This is a genomic window from Okeania sp. SIO2C9, from assembly GCF_010672455.1.
Taxonomy (GTDB): domain Bacteria; phylum Cyanobacteriota; class Cyanobacteriia; order Cyanobacteriales; family Microcoleaceae; genus Okeania.
In genome coordinates, this window is record NZ_JAAHGO010000007.1 from 12,899 (window position 1) to 31,693 (window position 18,795).

Below are 18,795 nucleotides of genomic sequence, written 5' to 3' on the forward strand. Positions count from 1 at the left end.
AAAAATATTAATCTTGATCTTATTTAGGTGGCAAGCATTTTGTTCCTTGTTCATCAAAACTTCATATCAGCTTCACCAAAACTTCATAAACTCCAACTTTGAAGTAAAAAATAAAATTGATACAAATAATCAACATCTTTCGTTGATTCGATTAATTTAAAGCTTATATATCTGTAGCAATAAAAAATAGTGTTTCTCAAATCAACTAGGCTGTTCTGAATTCTTGTACTTTATGTCTCAAAGGATCTTTAGGATATTATTATATGTATAATTTATAAAGTTTGAAAAACCTGAACAACTTCATCAATGCTCAACAGTAATAACATTTAGTAAATCTTCGTTTTCACAGGTTTTCTTGTAATTGTTGCTCAAAACCCAAATGTCTAATTAACTGTACAGTGATGAGTGGAAAGTGTACTGTACAGCTAAATCAACCTCTTGGAAACTGCGATTTCCAAGAGATTAGTGAACTATCTAGTGGGGTATCTAGTATTTACCTAAAAGTCAAGCTAAAGACGATTGTACTGTACGAGCTGAAATACCCATTTTACAGACAATTTGAGTATTAGTAAGCGCCATACTGATTATCTATTCCAAAAAAGCCGAATTATAATTATTTGTAATGAAAAGCTAGCTCCGACTCATCAAAATAACCTTTCTCAACTGTAGTGGGAGCATCTTGCTCCCGTGCTAGGAATTCCTTGTTCCTGTATACCATTACTATGCAGAACTACCCCATAGGGTCATTTCAGTTATCAGTTATCACTACCTCTAGCTGAAGCAAGAGTCTTGACACCAGAAATTTTCAGTCAGCAAACATTGAGCAATAAAAAAAAACTTGCCAACCCTACAAAATTATCTATATTTACACTTTTTGTGTCTCCTAACTTCCAACTTCAAATCCTAATTTTTAGGCATTTTTGTAAACCATTCCTAACAAATTATTTTTGATTTGTTTTTCCATACTTTCGATTTCAATTAATGACTCTACTTCTTGAACAATATCTTTTCGGTAGAGAAAGTCTTGAAATGCAGCATGATATATGCTATAAACTGGTTTTCCTTCTGTTTGATGAATTCGCAGAAATTGTGCCCACTCATCTAGGATTTCTTGAACCATTAAGGAAATTTCTCCACTTAATTTTGCTAACATTCCACAGGATACTGGCTTACGAGTTTTTGTTAAGAAATATATGATTTTTAATTTAGTAATAGGCAATGGTTTGACATTCATTTTCATTCGATGCCAGTGTTGATCGTAATATTTCTCTAAACCTTGGGGTAAACTTTCTAAGCTGATATCTCTATAGTTACCTTGCTCAATATCATCAAGTACATATTTTAAGTACATGAAATTATTTTCACTATTGCTGGCTATAGATTCGACAAATTCTTCTAATGTTAAGCCTCTTTCTTCTATCCATTCTTTCACTGCCAGTCGCTTTGTGCGCAGACGAATAAATAGTTTTACATCTTCTAGGCTTTCATTGGGATAAATCATTAAGTCAAAAATTTTCTGTGGTGCCGAAATGACTAACGGTAGTGGGTCAGACCTCTTAGTCAGCAGAAAATAAACTTTATTGGGTAAGTTTGCTGGTAAGTAAAGCACATTAGCCGCCCCACTTTGACTACTTAAATCTACTTCATCTAAGGCATCAACTGCTATTATGAGTTTTTCTCCTGGTTTTAGTAGGGCACTAATTTCGTTTAGTAGTTTTGATAGAAAGTTGCCATTGCTAGTGTTATCCGGATGTAATGGTAGTTCATAAGGCAAATTATAACCTTCAATTAACTGGGTACAGATACTTTTAAGAAAATCTTCAGCCCTAGTTCTACCTTCTGATAATAAATTGAAATAGGCAAGACAACCAATGCGACGTACATATTCGGCAATGATTGTACTTTTGCCTACTCCTGGGTCAGCTTCAATGATAAAATATCCTTTAGATTGGTTATGGATGAAATCTTCAATGGCATCAAAAACAAAACCTCGTCCGAGAAAGCCTTCCGTTTTATCTGCTATTAATGCAGCAAAGTCAGCAGGTATTACCTGACATTTTTGCATCTGTTTACGCAGCAGTAATATTAACTGTTCTAAGTGAGTATTAGCTCCACCAATACCTGCAATTATTTTGTCTATATCTTGACGGTAGTCCCCAACAAATTGATCGACTCTTCTCTCTATTTTGTTGGTCACATCAACAAGACGACTGATATCTTCACCTGCTGTTGCTAGCATATCATGTACTAAGGCTTGAAATACTGTACTTTCTGTTCTCAACTCGTGACGAAATTGATGGACTGTAATTGACACTAATTTAGTTTCCACTAGCACAAATAATTCTTTTGGAGCGTGTTTGAGCCACTTATCTTTGCTTTGCAATCTAGACATCACGACTTTCACTATTGCTTCTTCTTCTCTTCCTTGAGGTAGATGAGTTATTCTTTGCTTGTGTTTTTGCACTAAATCTAGTATAATCAGTGCATCTTTCTCCATTTCCGTTAGTCTGCCTTCAATTTCAGCTTTATCTTGCCTCCATTGAGGTAGTTGTTGAGATTCTTTACGAATTACCTGTAAAGCCTTACAATATGAAGTTACTAAGGCTGTCTGTATTACCTGATTCTTTTCATCAGCTTTTTTTGCTGCCCATTTACTTACCCAATGCCATGTGACACTGGTTGCTTGTTCAAGTCCTGCACCCGCAAAAAGGGTTAATATCTCTATGAGCATAGTTTAGTACCCTTGACTTATACCATATTTAGTGATATATAATAATTTTAATAGCATAGCTTAACCTTAATATCTACCACAATTTGATGTTTTTGGAAAGAGTTATCGTCACAATTATGGTTTTTTAGTCCAATTGAATTCTCTTTTTTGATTCATCTATTGTTGCTGGGATCAAGCTATAGTTTGATTTTTGATTTTTTTACCTTCTAAGAAAACCAAATATATTTGCGATAATAAAAATTATTTGCTTGCTTATTACAGTTTTTGTTGATTAGACATCTTCAGCCAATCAATTAATTAGCTATCAGCATTTCAGCATTTCCGTACCGCAATGCTCCGCAAGTTTTCAGAGTGCTAAAAGCTTGGGTTTAAATCCCCGACTTCTAGCTTGTCTTTTTTATCCCTATGTCTATTGTGGCTAACTTAGCTAGGAAATAATTATTTTTTACGGTTGTTCTGAAGATATGCGATCGCTATTATTTTAATTTATGAAAATCAACCTTTAGATGAAAATTAGTAACATCAAAAAAAAATACAGATTGACAATATTATACATAATTATTTAATGTTATGAGTGTTAAAATTTTCAAGTTAATAATTAAGATATTACTTTCTAACTCTAATAGCCTAATACCTCATGTATTATAAATCATTCAATAGAGAAAAGCTACTAGAGGCTAAAATATATAATATTTTTATTTTAGTAATGATAAAATTTAGTAGTTAGTAGCTCTAGATATAACAGTAACATTCGCTGCAATTCCAAAATTTGAAGCTGTTTGAGAAGCGTGCCAATTAGCGATTACCCATTGACCTTCACAGATATTATTGGTATTCAATCGTTAGCGCAGCTCCCCTAGAAGGGGCGAGCGTAGCTCCCCCTCCGGGGGCACATGATATAAGTGCCATATATGCCAATCAGTGCAACAATAGTATTGATTCAGAATTAATACTATTAGCAAGTTAATGGACATTATCGAATTTTTGCAGTTGAGTGCAGGTCAATGGTTTTCCCAACGCACGATTCACAATTTAGTTTCCGGGGAGTTGCAAGCAGGCAAATCAGAAGTAAATGTTGAAATATTAGAAAAAACAAATCCCACAGTAATTAAGTTGTGCGAACAACATCAAACTGACCCAAGTGTAGCTCAATTAGTAGGGGTGCAAATTAACTGGAATGGTACTATCAACCGAGAGCAAGTGAAAGATATAGGTGCAACAATGTTGATAGTTATTCCTAATTCTGACGACCCCCACCAAGGTAGATTATTGCAGGATAAAGGGGATGGTAAGAGTACAAATATCAGTGGTCGATATATTATGGGGAGTGATGATGTTTTAACATTGATTACTGAGTCGGAAGATTTATACGCGGAGGAACGTTTCTGGTATTTGATGCCTAATTTACGGTTACGCACCAGTGTAGTTAAAAGACCATTAGGTTTTACTCTAGCTTCTTTTTGCTCAGAAATTCGCCGAGTGAAAAATTAAACTGGATCATATTGGTTGCTTGATCGTCAGAAAACATCTCCAAAGAAGAATCTCTAGGGGTGAGTTATTTGTATCTTACTTGATAAACTCACCCTAATATGTTATACCAATTTGATTAACGTTTGTTACAAATAGTAAAAGTAAGAAAGAAGGGTAGTACGTCAAGGAAGTGTGGGAAGTGTGTGGAGGGTGGGAAGTAGAAGGAATAACTGTACCTGTATCTTTTTGTGCAAGTCTGCCACTGATCATAGCTTTTATGGTCTGATCTCAAATCCGGTTAAACAGTTATAGATTGGTTAAGTCTTGAGGAGACACTCCTCAGTCCTCAGGAGGAGAAAGAATCACAAACATTTATTAGTGATGACGATTCGAGATTTTTTTGATGTCCAATTAAACGAGTTTGATATTAAAGGCTGAAAAATTTGCACTTTTTTCCCGACAAAAATCCGAAAAACTCACTCTTGACAGTGCTTTTAGATGATTATTGACCAGCACTACTTACTTATCCCACACTTTACTGATGCATAACCGAAAGAAGGAAGAAACAAGAAGGAATAAGGAATAAATATTGAAAAAAAGGGAAAACGATAGATATCACCATCTAAAATGAACTGGAGAAGCTATTTTTAAGCAGATCCGATCAAGATGCACTTTTTATAGCATTCTTTTTTCAAAGTGGTATTATATCATGTCTGTTTAATTAGTTATATGAAATACAAAAAATTGTGCAAATATACCAATCTCCCAATCTCCCAATCTCCCAATCTCCCAATCTCCCAATCTCCATCTTCTCATCAGTCATCTGTAGCAAGAATTAACCTATTTCATTGCTTTTGTGTACTTTCTATTTTCTGCGATGTTTCTGTCTGTTTAACTCGATCGGGTTTGCTCTGATTCGATCGCGATGCTTGACTATTTTTTACAAATGCTTTTAGTTTAGTATAAAAATCAGTGTGTTTGATCTTAGACTGGGTTGTTTGTACTGGAATCTGCTCGATCAAATCTTGAGTTGTATTTGTTGAGTTTGGTTTAAAGGGGTTTGAGGATGGATCGACTGATGTAGATGTAGAATACTCAGGAGGTTTGGATTCAGATAAACTAGGTAGTGTCTCTGGTTGTAAAGACTGAGTATCTATCTGAGATGTTAAATTTGTGAGAATATTTTTAGTAATAATATTTTGAAATTCAGAGTTGAAATGATAGACAGGTTGACCACGACGTTCCCATAATGTCAAGATTTGCTCAACACAGACAGCTTTGTAACGTCCAAGATATAGCGCCTCAACTACTGCTAAGAGAAGCCACTCTACTTGATACTTATTGTGCCAACGAGTAATAAGTTGCTCAGAAGTCTCATCAGCGAGGTCAAAATCATATTTATTTAATAGAGCCTCTGGTAAAGCAAATGTTGATGACTGTTCTGTCATTGGCCTTTGATTTTTTGCTAATAGATAATACCATTTTTCTTAATTATTGAGGGAGATTCAATAAGAGTGGAGAATGGGGAACAAATAAAAGTTAAATGAAGTTATCAATTCACTTTCTTACATGATGAAAAAATTGATAATTAGTATCATACCATCTCCTAATCATTGCATTATCAATAAAATATTAGATTTTTTACTTTTGACTTACATGAAACGGATACAATTCTCCTTATCCTTATAAGTAGCTGTCTTTATTTATATTTATTAGGTATTCAAGCAAACATAATATTAATTGGGGACTCCTGATCGAACTGTTAAATTACTCGCATATAATATCACAAAGGTTAAAAGTTAAAAACAATTTTTTCTTTAACTAATACTATTGCACTTTAAATCTGCCATTTTATGGGCGCTTAATTAGTGATAAAACAACTTTTTTTTCTCTTTTCCCTGTTCCATATTATTATGAAACCTTTTTTTCTCCCTATTTCCTATTTCCTCATTATAGCAAGATTTTATGAGAGTTTATATAAGTAAGAAATAAACAGCGAAGTTGTAAGAATAAATCAAGTTAAAACTTGCGCTCAATTTTCAAAGATTGACCAGGAGAAAGTTTTTTAATCTCAGTTGTTAAATCATACCAAGATTGTAATTGATTGATTTGAAAAGTGCGACTCATTACAACATAAATAGAAGTTTGATCGCAACCAATAGCTCCACTAATTACATCCCACCAAGACTTAGCAAAAAGTTCGTCTGTAACATACCAAACTCCATCTTCATACTTAAAGTAACGAGTAAAGTGGAAAGGTGCATCTTGCTTGCCAGTAATCAGAATTTTTTGTAATATTTTCCGAATAAAATTTGGAAAAAAACGCCCGAGAGTCAACATAACGAACCTCAGAATAATTAGCTTAAAAGGTGACATTTGAGTTTGTTTTGCCCAACCCATATTACCAGAAATAAGCAATTCATCCTGAGATATTTTCAGATCATAATCACCACTTAAATGACTAACTGCATTTAAAGTTTTATTTCCTTTTTTAACTTGGAGTGATAAATGAGTGTCAGAAACAACTAATTTTTGGTCGCGAAATAGCTTAAAAACACCACCTTTTTTCATACTTACATATAATTCTGTTCCTGGTCTGCGTTTTATCAAAATTTGAGCTTCTTTTAACCAAAGACTAGCAATATCACGATTCACATCAGCAGGTCTTTCTGTAATAAAATCCCGCCATGCTAAGAAATAATTCCAGGTATGATGACCGATAATATGGTCGTCTGCATAACAGGGAGCTAAACCATTTTTTAAGCCTATTAAAAATTGATCGTTAATAGACAAAGCAGCAGGCAACCATTTACCTATTAATTCAAATCCGTGGGGAAAAAAGTTATAGGTATTACGACTAGCATATTCTCCTCCGAAGGAACCATCAGGATGAATAAATTGGGCGGCTAATTCTACTGCTGCGGTAATAGAATTTTTGAGTTTTTCACTGGGGTTTAATTCATAAATTCTGGCTAAACAAGATATAGTTAAAGTATGATAACCAGGGTCAAAACCAGAGTATTCTGTAAACCATCCTTCCTGACTCTGCCAACTTAATAATCTTTCCAGACGTGCTGCTTTAGTTCCCTCCCATTTTGAGGTTTCTAATAGTTTACTCAACAATTCTAAGGACAATACAATTAATGCTTCATGGTTAGCTAAATTGCCACTTTCATAATGATTTACTAACCAATCTGCTCGTTTTTCAAAAAAGCTGAGTACTTCATAGTTATTTAATCCCAATATTTGATAACTTTCAATACTAGCTAATAAAGAAAAAGCTGTTGCTCCACTAGCTCTTTCAAAAGGGAAATAATCATCACAAGAACCATCAAGATGAGCAGTGTGGGTGGCGTATAAGATGCCTGCTTCTGCCCATTTATATATCATTTCTTGCAAATAAAATTGATTATTAGGAATATCTAAGTTATAAGCTAAGGCTAAAGGTAAGACGAATTCTTGAGCCATGCCACTAGGAAAATCTATAATTTTGTAATGCCAAAAATTGCGGTCGAAACAACCATAGGTAGGACTATGATAATTGCGGTCTAACAAGGTCAATATTTTAGGAATTTGAGCAAGTGCTTCTCTGGCAAATAAATCTCTCATCTGTTCTTTTTTGGAGTCACTTATAGTATCTTTATTAGAGGATAAATTAGACTCTGTCTTTAATAAATCAGTTTGATTGGTGATGGATGGTCGATGGTCTTGCATAGTTATATTTTTACTACTTTATATTATGAATAATTTTCTCTACTTTATTTATTTGACTAAAAATTAATTTTATAGCTATGAAAAATTAGATATCAATTTTTTACTGTATCTCACAAGCCGAATAAAAGCTATAGTAATTCCCATACTGGTGAGGTACAAAACTCTAGGCTTTAGGCAACAGGCAACAGCTCCGGAAGGCAACAGGCAATAGTGAAGTAAAGATAAGAGTGTACCTCACGCTTACTGAGAAATGCTATAGACCGATAAAATATTTATTCTTCTTTATTATTCCTTTTTTTTCAATGTCAGCTATTGATGAACGATCATCTTGCATATTTATATTTTCACTACTTTATATTGTGAATAATTATTTTTTTTTTACTAAAAATTAATTGGATAATTATTAAAATTCAGCTCTCATATATCAATTTTTTACCGAAAAATTGTGGTTTAAAGCCTCCCCTTTTAAGGGGATAATAAAAAAAAATTCATTATTAGTCAATCCTCTTCTTTTCAAGGAGAGGTAATTATTCATTATTCATTATTCATTATTCATTATTAATTGTTGAATGTATATCACCAACCTAATAAAATCTACATTGAAAAAGTATTTATTCTTCTTCCCTCTTCCCTCTTCCTTCTTTTGAAAATCTTGCTTTCGCATTCTTACTTGAATTTTTTCCATAATTATGCGATTTGCTGCCATTAAATCTGCTATTAAACCTAATAACCATAATTGAAATCAGACTAAGATTAAAATTGTTGCTAAAATAAAAGTTGGAACCCTAGTTTTTTTCATATCCACTAAACAAGAAAAATAACCAACGGATACCATAAATTACTCCAAAACTAAATGGTACACTTCCTAACATTAAGAAAAAACGTAGGGAGTTTTCAATAATTAATAATTAATAATTAATAATTAATAATTAATAATTACCTATACTTTAAAAGGAGAGGATTGACTAAAAGGAAAAATTTTTCTTTTTTATCCTTTAAAGAAAAGGCTTTAAACCTTAATTATTCGGTCAAGTAAAAAAAATCTGAGGATAGTAAAGAGCGATCGCAACACATAGGAAGGGGGACTTCTTAACAGTCGGGAAGGTCGTAATACATTATTTGTTCTGATAGGAACTGATGTTATTACCATACCTTTTTGCCCTGCTTGAATAATTGTTTCTAGGGTGTAAGTATAGGCATTAAAAACATTAAGTTGCATGGCAGTTTCTCGACTAAAAGCACAAAACACACTAGATGCCTCAGGAATATTTGTATTACTAGCTATTCTTACTACCCAACTACCTAATTTTTGAAGTAATTTTTTAGTACGAGAAAAGTGTTTAGTTTGCCAAATTGGTCTCTCCCCAACTACAATTTCTGCCTGACCCCAAATAATAGGTTGAACTAAGTAGGGTATATCATCAGCACAATATTGATTATCAGCATCAGTATTCACAATAATATCTGTTCCTGCTTTTAGACTAGCTTCTAGACCTGCCATAAATGCTTTTGCTAAACCTTGGTTAGTGGGGAAATTCACAATATGGTCTACCCCATGTTCTTTGGCAACTTCAACTGTTCGGTCTTGACTACCATCATTGATGATTAACCATTGGATAATGTCTACTCCTGCTAACTTTCTAGGTAAAGTCGCAAGAGTTACTCCTAAAGACTCTTCTTCGTTGTAACAAGGAATTTGAATCATGAATTTTGTCATTGGACAGATATTTCTCCTAGAGGGTGTCAAAAAAATTTCAAAAAAGCAGAAGGTATTAATACCGTTTCACTAAAGTCAGAAGTCAGAACTCAGAAGTTAGAAGTGATATTTTAGGTACTTAAAACTTCTACTGTACAGTAATTTCAGCCTATTATTTGACTTCATCAGCTACCAACTATTTGTGACATTTTTTAAGTGAATTAGTATAAGGAGGTCTCCTTTCTTTTGCCTGCTTCGAGCAAAGCTGTTCTAAAAGGTTGTTAAGAGCAACTGGCCATTAAATATAGTGTTTTGGAATAGATTATCATCACTTTGTCTCTAAAGTATGAAATACTGTAGCAATAGCAATAAGTTTGATAATATTGGCCAAGTTAGGTATAAGTTAGGCCACTCGCTGCACAAAAGTTATAATTTATAACAGAAGAAATGAAGAAGGCTTTAGTTTTCTGGGAGAGAAGGAAAAATCAGACAACGCCAGATTTTTAAGCTTTTGAGATGTCTTCACCAACTTTTTCTTTGCTATAAAACAAAAATTCATCAACTTTATTAAAATTTTTTGGTTCCAAATTTTAAGTTTTACGGAAACAATTTCTGATCACAGGAAGTATACATAAATAAAGTTAAATATTGAGATATAAAATTTTCTGGAAAATTGGCTATAGCAAGGAACGAGTTGGTTAGGACTTATGTTGATAATGAACCTTTAGACAGGAAAATCTTTTTCTCACAGTTCCCTGTTCCCTGCTATAATTTTGAACTTATAATTGTATTGTGGGAAATTATTTCTACTTAACCCACCCTACACTAATCTTTAATCTTTTATTAAACACAACTTAATCAAAAAATGGTACATACAAAATTTTGAATACTCAAATTTCTCTGAAAATGAGCAAATAAAAATGTAGCTCTTTCTCTACAGGAAATCTTTATATACTTGATTATTTGTTGCGTATTTCCTTCAAAGGTATGTTTACAAATTAAATCAGGATGCTACAATAATGATTAATATTTCAATTATTTATAGCAGAAGAAAAAATCTGGCGTTGTCTGAGTTTTAAGCTTTTGATATTTCCGCGCCCTTTCCTGCCACTGCTATAAAAGTTTTTCATCAGGGTAAGCATTTATTTCAAATAGAAAAACAATATGTCTACTAGACACCAAAGTAATTGTGCCTAGAAAAAAGCTCTGAGGAAAAAATCATGAATCAACAAAATATCTCTAGTTATGTTGGTCTCGTTCAATCTTTATTAGTTTGCCCTAGTGGTGATGAAAATAAAATTTTGCAAGCTAATCAAAACTTGATAGACCATAAATTAGTTCAAGTAATGAAACAAATAGCAAAAATGAACAACAGAATAGGTGATTTGAATGCTCAATGGTTGCAAAATTTGGCGATAATGTTAGAGACTAACTTAGAATATGCTTCCCAACCTGTAAATCAGGAAATATATCGAAATTTCCTCATGCAAATTTTACAAGTAATCTCAGAGAATGAAGAAAAACCTGAGATGGTGTATTCTGTACTAGAATATAATCAAGATAAGCTGAATCAAAATTTCATCACAGTACTACGAACTTGGCCTGGAGAAAATCTCCAAAAAATGGAACCTCAATTAGCACAAAGTATTGCTCTAGATATTGTTAATTTCAGTAATCTGATTTTACAGTTTCCTTTTGGTAATCAAAGTAATAATGTAGAAATAGCAATTGCAGGCTATGAAAATGCTCTACAAGTTTTACCCCGTCAACAATTTCCCATAACTTGGTCAACTATCCAAAATAATTTGGGTACTAGCTACCACAAACGCACTGTCGGAAACCCAGAAGAAAATATCGAATTGGCGATCGCTTGCTATTATCAAGCACTTCAAGTTAGGACTTACTCTACATTACCTGAAGCATGGGCAAGCACTAACAATAATCTTGGTAATGCCTATCAACAACGTAGCATGGGGAAAAGAATAGAAAATTTAGAAAATGCGATTAATTGTTATCAGAAAGCTTTAAAAGTCAGAACTCTAGAAAAGCTACCTCAAGAATGGGCGAGTATTCAAAATAATCTGGGTAGCGCTTACCACGACCGTATTGCAGGAGAGCAACAGGAAAATATTGAACAGGCGATCGCTTGTTATAATTTGGCTCTCAAAGTCCGTACTCGCCAACAGTTTCCTCTAGACTGGGCAACTACTCAAAATAATCTGGGTAATGCTTATCTTGATAGGATCACAGGAGATAGACAAGATAATCTTGAGGAGGCGATCGCTTGTTTTGTTAGAGCGCAAGAAGTATATACGAAGGAAAGTTATCCTCTTTACTGGGAAATGATTTTCAATAATTTAGGTATCGTTTACAATGAACAGAATTTGAGAAAGGTAGGTTGAGCAACAATTAATAATGGCGTTGCTGATTCTGGGTATGATTGTGCCCCCCTAGCCCCCCAAAATTGGGGGGAATAAAACTCTAAAAGTTCCTAAAAATGGGGGATTTAGGGGGCTTTACCAGAACCAAAAATCGCACATTCATACTTCAATTGGGTATGATTGTGCCCCCCTAGCCCCCCAAAATTGGGGGGAATAAAACTCTAAAAGTTCCTAAAAATGGGGGATTTAGGGGGCTTTACCAGAACCAAAAACAATTCATACTTCAATTCAGCAACGCCTAATAATTAATAATTACCTCTCCTTGAAAAAAAGAGGATTGACGCTTAAGGGAAATTTTATCTTTTTTCTCCTTTAAAAGAGAGGTTTTAAACCTTAATTATTCGGTAACGTATTATTAATTTGTCGTTGTTGCGCTGTTGAGGTTTTGAGCGTCTCAATTGAGGTTTGAAACCTCTCAAATTTTTCTTTTTACTTTTAACTTTTTGTTGCGTTAAACTTAAATTACAATATAGCCGTTTTCACAAGGCGTGAGGTACATCAAAGATCCCCCTAAATCCCCCTTAAAAAGGGGGACTTCCGGTTTCCTCCCTTGTCAAGGGGGTGTAGAGGGGATCTCCAGCACTCTACCTCACGCTTACTCAGAAATGCAATATATTTTTTGGAAATAATTAAATAGTAATTAAGGAGATACAAATATGTCAGAAAATACTGGAGATAAAGTTGTTGATATCAATGAAAATCATGGTGTAGGTATTGGTGTTGGTACCAACATTGGAGAAATTTACAACTTCAAGTCTGCTCATACCATTAATGAATTTCACCAGCAAAATTTAGCAGAAGCAGCAAAAGATATTCAAGAAATACTAGAGCAACTAGATGAAACTTATCAATCGGATACAACGGTGGGTAGAATGAAAATTGCTACGGAAGTAATTACACAAATTGATAATAATCCAACTAAGGCAGAAAGAATATTTAATGCTATAAAAGCTGGTGGAGTTGCTGCTGTTGAACAATTACTTAATCACCCTGCTAGTAGTTTTATTATTGCAGCGTTGGAAGATTGGCAAAAGAATAAACAAACTAAATAAAATCAGGACTTACTCAAAAGATGAGATGAAATTATAGACCATTTGTAGGGGTTAACGGCCGTTAACCCTTACTATCTTTGGTGGTTATGCGTAAGTCCTAGAAATGCCAAATTCTAAATTAAAAGAGATGCAAATATGTCAGAAAATACTGGAGATAAAAAAGTTGTTGAGATCAATAAAAATTATGGTGTAGGTATTGGTGTTGGTGTCAATGAGGGAGAAATTGAAAACTTAAAGATTGCTCATACAATAAATGAAAATAATTATTTTGACACAAAAACAAAAGGACTGCCAAGGAAGGGGGAGCCAGCAGAATTTCCTAATAACCTGAATAAACTACGCACTGGTGCTGTCAAGTTTGTCGGTAGAGATGGAGACCTCAAAATATTACATGAACAACTTCAGGAAAAAGAGCGAGTTTCTATTACCGCAGTAGTCACGGGGATGGCAGGAGTAGGCAAGACAGAATTGGCACTCCAGTACGCTCTCTTATCTAAAAAGGAGTTGACTTATCCTGGTGGAATTTGCTGGATCGGGGTTCGGGAAATAAGTGTTGTACAACAGTTATTAGAATTTGCCCAGACTCAACTAGGGCTATTTCCGGCTGAAGGTTGGACTTTAGAACAGTATCTTGACTACTGTTGGTCAAACTGGCAACCACCGGGAGATGTGCTTATTATTTTGGATGATGTGGATAAGTATGAGGAAATTGCAGGTTATTTACCTCCACAGGAAAAGCGTTTCAAATTGCTAATTACTACCCGCAGATATTGGTTGTCAGAATCATTTGAAAATTTGCGTTTGGAAGTATTAGATGAGGGTGCTGCTTTGGAGTTGTTGGCGACGTTAATTGGTGAGTCTCGCGTGGCAGAGCAAACAGAGGAGGCAAAACAACTCTGTCAGTGGTTGGGATATTTACCTTTGGGGTTGGAATTGGTGGGACGTTTTCTCAAGAGGCGGTCTGGGTGGAAGTTGGCAAGAATGATACAGGAGTTGGAGAAACTAGCTTTAGATTTGCCTGCGCTACAGAAGCGATCGGGAGAAATGACAGCGACTAGAGGAGTGAGAGCAGCTTTAAAATTAAGCTGGAAAGAATTGGATAAAAGAGGGAAATATTTGGGTTGTTTCTTGAGTATGTTTGCCTTAGCTCCTATACCTTGGAGTTTGGTGGAACAGTGTTTGTCTACTGGTGAAAGTCAGAAGGAAGGAATTATGCAGAAATGGTTTCCTACTTTCTTACGCTTGTGGTCATTATTAGTTTCTCATAGAAAGGCAAATGTACAATAGTCAAGGAGTTGGGAGGATGTTAGGTATGATAGTTTGTTAGACTTAAACTTGATTAAACAGACGGCAGAGGAAACTTATCAATTACATCAATTGGTGCGTCGATATTTCCAAGACAAGTTGAATGAGATGAAAAAAGCAGAGGAGTTGAGGTATCAGTTTTGTCGGGGTATGGTGGTGGAAGCAAAAAAACTTCCTGAGATTCCAGTAAAGGCAGATATAGAAAAACTAGCGTTGTCTATTCCTCACTTGACTGAGACAGCAACTGAGATGCAACAGTGGGTTAAGGATGAAGATTTGATCTTGCCGTTTGTCAGTCTGAGCAGATTTTATCAAAGTCAGGCATTATATGGACTAGCAGAACCTTGGCGTAAGCAATGCTTAGATATTACTCGCAGTCGTTTGGGAGCAAAACATCCAGATGTTGCCATGAGTCTCAACAATCTGGCAGTACTCTACAACTCTCAAGGGCGATACGCAGAAGCAGAACCTTTGTATCTGGAAGCTTTGGAAATGAGAAAGCAACTGCTAGGAGCAGAACGTCCATCTGTCGCTACCAGTCTCAACAATCTGGCAGTACTCTACAACTCTCAAGGGCGATACACAGAAGCAGAACCTTTGTTTCTAGAAGCTTTGGATATGACAAAGCGACTCCTAGGAGCAGAACATCCGTCTGTTGCCATCAGTCTCGACAATCTGGCAGTACTCTACAACTCTCAAGGGCGATACACAGAAGCAGAACCTTTGTTTCTAGAAGCTTTGGATATGACAAAGCGACTCCTAGGAGCAGAACGTCCATCTGTCGCTACCAGTCTCAACAATCTGGCAGTACTCTACAACTCTCAAGGGCGATACACAGAAGCAGAACCTTTGTTTCTAGAAGCTTTGGATATGACAAAGCGACTCCTAGGAGCAGAACATCCGTCTGTTGCCATCAGTCTCGACAATCTGGCAGTACTCTACAACTCTCAAGGGCGATACACAGAAGCAGAACCTTTGTTTCTAGAAGCTTTGGATATGACAAAGCGACTCCTAGGAGCAGAACATCCGTCTGTTGCCATCAGTCTCGACAATCTGGCAGGACTCTACCACTCTCAAGGGCGATACGCAGAAGCAGAACCTTTGTTTCTAGAAGCTTTGGATATGAGAAAGTGACTCCTAGGAGCAGAACATCCTGATGTTGCCACCAGTCTCAACAATCTGGCAGGACTCTACCACTCTCAAGGGCGACACACAGAAGCAGAACCTTTGTTTCTAGAAGCTTTGGAAATAACAAAGCGACTCCTAGGAGCAGAACATCCTGATGTTGCCACCAGTCTCAACAATCTGGCAGGACTCTACTCCGACCAAGGGCGATACGCAGAAGCAGAACCTTTGTATATAGAAGCTTTGGAAATGAGAAAGCAACTCCTAGGAGCAGAACATCCAGATGTTGCCACCAGTCTCAACAATCTGGCAACTCTCTACTATTACCAAAGACGATACACAGAAGCAAAGGTTCTGCTTCTAAAAGCATGGGAGATGATAATGCAACTTTTAGGGGCAGAACATCCAAATACTCAAACCGCCCACGAAAACTATCTATATTTTTTACAGCAAGTTCTCATGGAAAACAGACAAGAGGACTTATCTGATGAAAGGAGTTTGCAAATAGTATCAGAGATGGAGAAATCCTCTTTAGAGAATAGTTGAAATTAGGTAATTTCAAATCAATTTTCTCTGAGGCAAATAGGCGATATCCAACTATAGTTATGATATAATATAACAGTAAAAATAGAACAGTAAAACCCAATGATAGCTAATCCAAATCAATTCTATTTTTCTCCAGAAGACTATTTAGCAGGAGAGCGAGAAAGTCCGATTAAACATGAGTATAGACAAGGCCAAATTTATGCAATGGTAGGGGCAAAGAAACCCCACGTTATTATTACTCATAATTTAGACAGATTATTGGGCAATCATCTCCTCGATCGTGACTGTATTGTATTTCCTACCGATATGAAAGTTCGACTTGAAGAAGCTAACTGTTATTATTATCCTGATGTAGCAGTAACTTGTGATGAAAGAGATTTAAGTTCACCTGAAGATTTTATTCTTTATCCTTCTCTAATCATAGAAATTTTGTCTCCCAGCACAGCTAAATTTGATAGAGGAGGCAAATTTGCTGATTATAAAACTGCGACAAGTTTACAAGAATATGTATTAGTTAGTCAGTCTGAGATGAGTGTAGAATGTTTTCGGAAAAATGAACAAGGAATTTGGATTTCTCAAACTTATAGCAGGGGAGAAACAGTTAATTTTGCCAGTGTAGATTTTAATTGCCAGATTGAATTAATCTATCGAAAAGTTCCTGGTATAGCCAAGATAGACAAAGATTAAAATCCTAAGCTAATAGCTAAATTCATCTCAAGATGACTGGATTATTTATTAAGAATATTTATCTGTCTCTTAATTTTTTTGCTACTAAAGAAGGAGTTTCAGCTTGCATTGCTCTAGCAAATTCTTCATCCTCCAAAATTTGCTGCCTAATCTCCTCTAAATGGTCGTGATAATAAGTCAAAGCAGCATAAACATCAGCTAAAGTAATACTAGGATATTGAGAGACAATTTCATCTGGAGAAAAACCCATTTTTTCATGGCAAATAACAATATCTTCTACTCTAATTCGATGTCCAGCAATTCGAGGTTTTCCACCACAAATTCCTGGAGTAGTTTCAATATGTTCTGTAATTGTAGATGTTTTAGACATAATTCATTTGGAAATACAAATAATAAATATATTTTAACAGACAAAAGTTTCTTTTACTAACTAAGCAAATTTATTGAGGTTTAGGAGCGCTAACTTTTCTGACAATTATTCCCCTAAAAACACATCCTCATAAATTAAATCTATAGGAAAACTAAAATTAACACTTTTCAACTCAATATTATCCCCTTCCATATAAGAATAAAACTCCCACACTCCCTTTTCATTCAACCGAAAACATTCAACCATCATTTCATTAGCACTCACCAAAACATATTCTTTCAAAGTAGAAATGCGACGATAATTTTGAAATTTTTTTCCTCTGTCAAAAGATTCTGTTCCTGGAGATAAAACCTCAATAATTAAACAAGGATATTTAATCGCTTTTCTTGCCTTTTTATCTCGTTCATCGCAACTAATCATGACATCAGGATAAAAAAATGGTCCTTGTTCAGATATTTCCACTTTTACATTTGCCACTAAGACTTTACAACCTTTCCCGCGCAAATGATTTTTTAATGCTGTTGTCAGATTAGCGACAATCTCACTGTGGGGAATAGTACCCCCAGTCATAGCTATAATTTCACCGTCAATATATTCATATTTAATCGGTTGTTTTTCTTCCCATTCCAAATATTCTTGGGCAGTAATATATTGAGAATTTTTAATTGCAATCATAATTAATGGATAATGAATAATGAAAACTATCTCTAATTATTAATTTTGGCGTTGCTGATTCTGGGTATGATTTTGCCCCCTAGCCCCCAATTTTGGGGGGAATAAAAGTCTAAAATTCCCCCAATTTTGGGGAATTTAGGGGGCTTGACCAGAACCAAACAATCGTGCATTCATACTTCAATTCAGCAACGCTCAATTTTTTTGATTAAACATAGCTAATATTATATAATATAACAGTCTAAATAGCAGAGGAAAACTCAATGGTAGCTAACCAAAATCAATTCTATGTTTCTCCAGAAGACTATTTAGCAGGAGAGCGACAAAGTCCGATTAAACATGAGTATAGACAAGGCAAAATTTATGCAAGGGTAGGGGTAAATAAATCCCACGTTATTATTGCTAGTAATTTAGGCGCATTATTAGGGAATTATCTTCTGGATAATGACTGTCTTGTACTTAATTCGGATATTAAAATTCGACTAGAAGAAGCTAATTGTTATTATTATCCCGATCTGGTAGTAACTTATGATGAACGGGATTTAAGTTCAAATGAAGACTTTATTCTTTATCCTTCTTTAATCATAGAAATTTTGTCTCCAAGCACAGCTAATTTTGATAGAGGAGATAAATTTGCTGATTATCAAACAGCTACAAGTTTACAAGAATATGTATTAGTTAGTCAGTCTGAGATGAGCATAGAATGTTTTCGGAAAAATGAACAAGGAATTTGGATTTCTCAAACTTATAGCGGGGGAGAAAAAGTTAATTTTGCTAGTGTAGATTTTAATTGTCAGATTGAATTAATCTATCGAAAAGTTCCTGGGATAAAAGGAAGAAGTAAGAAGTAAGAAGGAAGAAGTAATGAAGTAATATTACAGCAGATTTCGAGCAAATGATGTATGGGGTAAATGTTGAAAATATCGTAGTGCGGGCATCTTGCCCGCGATGGGTGTACCTCATAACAACAGGGATGGCTGTATCTG

13 protein-coding genes and 2 pseudogenes are annotated in these 18,795 nt (G+C 35.0%); 8 read left to right on the forward strand and 7 right to left on the reverse strand.

Going from position 1 to position 18,795, the window contains the following annotated elements; all coding sequences use genetic code 11:
• Nucleotides 1-910 precede the first annotated feature (910 nt).
• Nucleotides 911-2,731: a hypothetical protein gene (locus F6K23_RS06505; protein WP_293152282.1), complete on the reverse strand. Its 1,821-nt coding sequence runs from the start codon at nt 2,729-2,731 to the stop codon at nt 911-913.
• A 966-nt stretch (nt 2,732-3,697) separates the two neighbouring features.
• Here F6K23_RS06505 and F6K23_RS06510 point away from each other — a divergent pair.
• Nucleotides 3,698-4,222: a phycobiliprotein lyase gene (locus F6K23_RS06510; protein WP_293152285.1), complete on the forward strand. Its 525-nt coding sequence runs from the start codon at nt 3,698-3,700 to the stop codon at nt 4,220-4,222.
• An 824-nt stretch (nt 4,223-5,046) separates the two neighbouring features.
• On the opposite strand, the gene F6K23_RS06515 is transcribed toward F6K23_RS06510, so the two are convergent.
• The 4 genes and pseudogenes from F6K23_RS06515 to F6K23_RS06530 all read right to left on the reverse strand — a co-directional run.
• Nucleotides 5,047-5,649, reverse strand: a complete 603-nt coding sequence (locus F6K23_RS06515; protein WP_293152288.1) for a hypothetical protein — start codon at nt 5,647-5,649, stop codon at nt 5,047-5,049.
• 571 nt (nt 5,650-6,220) lie between these two features.
• Nucleotides 6,221-7,810, reverse strand: coding sequence for a hypothetical protein (locus F6K23_RS06520; RefSeq protein WP_293153137.1), 1,590 nt, complete (start codon nt 7,808-7,810; stop codon nt 6,221-6,223).
• A 646-nt stretch (nt 7,811-8,456) separates the two neighbouring features.
• Nucleotides 8,457-8,621, reverse strand: coding sequence for a hypothetical protein (locus tag F6K23_RS06525; protein WP_293152290.1), 165 nt, complete (start codon nt 8,619-8,621; stop codon nt 8,457-8,459).
• A gap of 306 nt (nt 8,622-8,927) precedes the next feature.
• A pseudogene (locus F6K23_RS06530) lies at nt 8,928-9,632 on the reverse strand (glycosyltransferase family 2 protein); the annotation flags it as partial.
• Nucleotides 9,633-10,831: 1,199 nt separating this feature from the next.
• On the opposite strand from F6K23_RS06530, the gene F6K23_RS06535 reads away from it, so the two are divergent.
• The 6 genes and pseudogenes from F6K23_RS06535 (at nt 10,832) to F6K23_RS06555 (ending at nt 16,767) form a co-directional block, all read left to right on the forward strand.
• Nucleotides 10,832-12,013, forward strand: a complete 1,182-nt coding sequence (locus F6K23_RS06535) for a tetratricopeptide repeat protein (protein ID WP_293152293.1) — start codon at nt 10,832-10,834, stop codon at nt 12,011-12,013.
• 695 nt (nt 12,014-12,708) lie between these two features.
• Nucleotides 12,709-13,104 (forward strand): hypothetical protein, encoded by a 396-nt coding sequence (locus F6K23_RS06540; RefSeq protein WP_293152295.1) that lies wholly within the window; start codon nt 12,709-12,711, stop codon nt 13,102-13,104.
• A gap of 135 nt (nt 13,105-13,239) precedes the next feature.
• A complete protein-coding gene (locus F6K23_RS06545; RefSeq protein WP_293152298.1) occupies nt 13,240-14,391 on the forward strand; it encodes an NB-ARC domain-containing protein in 1,152 nt (383 codons plus the stop codon).
• A gap of 33 nt (nt 14,392-14,424) precedes the next feature.
• Nucleotides 14,425-15,543: a tetratricopeptide repeat protein gene (locus tag F6K23_RS06550; RefSeq protein ID WP_367267642.1), complete on the forward strand. Its 1,119-nt coding sequence runs from the start codon at nt 14,425-14,427 to the stop codon at nt 15,541-15,543.
• 24 nt (nt 15,544-15,567) lie between these two features.
• A pseudogene (locus F6K23_RS41560) lies at nt 15,568-16,080 on the forward strand (tetratricopeptide repeat protein); the annotation flags it as partial.
• Between the two features lie 99 nt (nt 16,081-16,179).
• The gene (locus F6K23_RS06555) at nt 16,180-16,767 is read left to right on the forward strand and encodes a Uma2 family endonuclease (protein ID WP_293152301.1); all 588 of its coding nucleotides are present in this window, start codon (nt 16,180-16,182) and stop codon (nt 16,765-16,767) included.
• 58 nt (nt 16,768-16,825) lie between these two features.
• On the opposite strand, the gene F6K23_RS06560 is transcribed toward F6K23_RS06555, so the two are convergent.
• Both F6K23_RS06560 and F6K23_RS06565 read right to left on the reverse strand, forming a co-directional pair.
• Nucleotides 16,826-17,137 carry a DUF433 domain-containing protein gene (locus F6K23_RS06560; protein ID WP_293152304.1) on the reverse strand — a complete coding sequence of 104 codons (312 nt, stop codon included), beginning with the start codon at nt 17,135-17,137 and terminating at the stop codon, nt 16,826-16,828.
• 105 nt (nt 17,138-17,242) lie between these two features.
• Complete coding sequence (locus F6K23_RS06565) at nt 17,243-17,812, reverse strand: Uma2 family endonuclease (RefSeq protein ID WP_293152307.1); 570 nt, start codon at nt 17,810-17,812, stop codon at nt 17,243-17,245.
• A 260-nt stretch (nt 17,813-18,072) separates the two neighbouring features.
• On the opposite strand from F6K23_RS06565, the gene F6K23_RS06570 reads away from it, so the two are divergent.
• Nucleotides 18,073-18,660, forward strand: coding sequence for a Uma2 family endonuclease (locus F6K23_RS06570; RefSeq protein ID WP_293152310.1), 588 nt, complete (start codon nt 18,073-18,075; stop codon nt 18,658-18,660).
• Nucleotides 18,661-18,795 lie beyond the last annotated feature (135 nt).